The sequence below is a fragment of the Micromonospora maritima genome (assembly GCF_902825405.1).
Classification (GTDB): Bacteria; Actinomycetota; Actinomycetes; order Mycobacteriales; family Micromonosporaceae; genus Micromonospora; species Micromonospora maritima.
This window is the reverse complement of sequence record NZ_CADEAU010000688.1, coordinates 1-2,370: the sequence shown is the minus strand read 5'-3', so window position 1 is coordinate 2,370 and position 2,370 is coordinate 1. Positions and strand designations below refer to the sequence as shown.

Annotated in this window: 1 protein-coding gene and 1 pseudogene; one reads left to right on the top strand and one right to left on the bottom strand. The window is 74.3% G+C overall.

Annotation, left to right across the window (positions count from 1 at the left end; all coding sequences use genetic code 11):
- Positions 1 to 566, top strand: a pseudogene (locus tag HUW36_RS31090) (hypothetical protein); the annotation flags it as partial.
- Between the two features lie 381 nt (positions 567 to 947).
- Here HUW36_RS31090 and HUW36_RS31085 read toward each other — a convergent pair.
- Positions 948 to 2,198 (bottom strand): MDR family MFS transporter, encoded by a 1,251-nt coding sequence (locus HUW36_RS31085; protein ID WP_174531344.1) that lies wholly within the window; start codon positions 2,196 to 2,198, stop codon positions 948 to 950.
- Positions 2,199 to 2,370 lie beyond the last annotated feature (172 nt).

The window sequence follows — 2,370 nt, the reverse complement described above, 5'->3', positions numbered from 1 at the left end:
CGCGGAAGGCCGCGTCCGCCCGCGCGACGGCCACGCCCTCCCGGGCGAAGGCAGCTCCGTCCCGGGCCAAGGCGGCCCCGGCGCGGAAGGCCGTATCCGCGCGGGCCAAGGCAGCTCCGTCGCGGGCGAAGGCTGCTCCGTCGCGGGCGAAGGCGGCCCCGGCGCGGAAGGCCGCATCCGCACCGGCCCAGGCCGCGCCGAGGCTCGGTCCGGCGTCCAGCCGATCGATCGGGTCGTCGCAGCTCATCACCTCGCTCGCGGACCGTCCGGAGCGTCCCGGCCGGAGCCTGGTCACCCGTAACCACGAGGTGATCCAGCGGTGGGCGCGGGCCCGGGGTGCGAAACCGGCGACCATCGCCGGGACCGAGCGCGGCGACCGGCCCGGGGTGCTGACGTTCAACATCCCCGGCTACCGGGAGAGCAGCCGGATCCGCGAGGTCACCTGGGACGACTGGTTCCGGACGTTCGACTCGCGGCGACTGAACCTGATCTACCAGGAGCAGCTGCGGGACGGTCGGCAGAGCAACTTCTTCCGGACCGAGAACCCGAATCGCGAGGACGGCTGAGGTTTGCGGGAATGGTCGACGGGAACCCCGTGTTGGCCATCGCAGAGACCGGAGCAAGGGACAGCCGGATCACCGACACGCGTGCTGTGACGGGCGAGACAGCGATCTGGGTTGAATCCGGAATCTGGTCGAACTAACTTTATTGCACCGCGTCACGCTTGTTTTCGTTCGGGGGAGCGGCGGATCGATCAGATCCGCGCAAGCGAGACGCGAAGATCGGGTGGAGCACACCGTTGGGGGACGGTGCCGCCCGTGGAACCGGCGGCGCGAGCGGGCGACGCTTACGGGGGTGAGTGTCGCCCGCCGCCGCCGGGCGTACGGTACGAGCGCCCATCTCGACGGGGGTCGGGGTGGGCGCTCGGCCGTTCCCGGGGTCCGGTGTCAGTGCGCGGCGCGGACCGGGCGCGCCGACTCCGCCCGCAACGCCGCGACCCGGCGCTCCCGGCGCGGGCCGGCGAGCAGGTGCCCGACCGCGGCGACCAGGCCCAATCCGCCCACCACCAGCCAGTGCCGCTCGCCGAGGTGCTCCAGACTCAGCCCGCCGAGCGCCGGCGCCACGAATGACGCCGCCGGGAACGTCAGGTAGAACACCGACTGGTAGCGGGCGCGCAGCTCGGGCGGGGCCAGGTCCGCGTTGATCTGCGCGTTCGGTGGCGCGGCGAGCATCTGCCCGACCGTCCAGACCACCGCCGCGCCGACGTAGAGCGGCAGCCCGTCGGCGACGGTGAGCGTGCCGAACCCGAGCGCCATCAGGCCGGTGGAGACCGCCAGCACCGTCGACCTGCGGTACGGCTCGATCAGCCGGGGGACGAACAGCTGCCCGGCCACGATCAGCGCCCCGCCCAGCGCCACCACCAGCCCGTACGCCGACGGACTCAGCCCGTCCGCGCGCATCGCCAGCGGCATGATGGTCGACGTCTGCATGGTCAGCACGGCCAGCAGGAAGGTCAGCCCGACGAAGGTGAGGAAGGTGCGGTCGGTCAGCGCGGTGTGCAGGCCGGGACGCCGTCCGACCACCGCCCGCGGGGTGACCGCCGGCCGGCGGGTCAGCGTCTCCGGCACCTTCAGTGCGATCACCACGGCCGCCGCCAGCGTGGCCCCGGCGTCGACCAGGAACAGCGCCAGGAAGCTCGCCTCGGCGAGCACCCCGGCCAGCAGCGACGCCACCGCCATGCCCAGGTTGAACGCCCAGAACTGGAGGTTGAAGGCGCGGGACCGCCGAGCCTCCGGCACCACGTCCACGATGGCCGCCACGAACGCCGGGCTGGGCATCGAGTGCGCCACCCCGACCAGGGCGGCGAGCACGGCGATCACCGCGAGGTGCCGGCTGAACGCCAGCGCCGCCATCAGGCCGGCCGCCGTGAGGTGCGCGGCGAGCAGCGTGGCCCGCCGGCCCCACCGGTCCGCGAGCACCCCGCCGAGCAGCGTGCCGGCGGCGCCTCCGATGCCGTACGCGCCGACCACCAGCCCGGCCAGGGACGGCGAGGCGCCCCGCGCGGCGGTCAGGTAGAGCGACAGGAACAGCAGGGCGAACGCGCCGGCCCGGTTGATCAGCAGGCCGGACCAGAGGTACCAGAAGGTGGCGGGCAGGCCGCCGGCCGTGTCGTCCCACCAGCGCCGCAGGCCGCGCACCCGTCCTCCAGGAAGGTTTCCTTACCGATGTCCCCGCGTACCGTATCCGCCGCTGCGGCGGCCGGCACGCGGGGACGTACTCAGGGGCCGACCCGGACCGGCTCGGCGGGCGAGGTGGCCGCGGCCTCGGCCGCCTCCGGCGCCGGGGCGGGCGTCTCCCGGCGGGCCACCC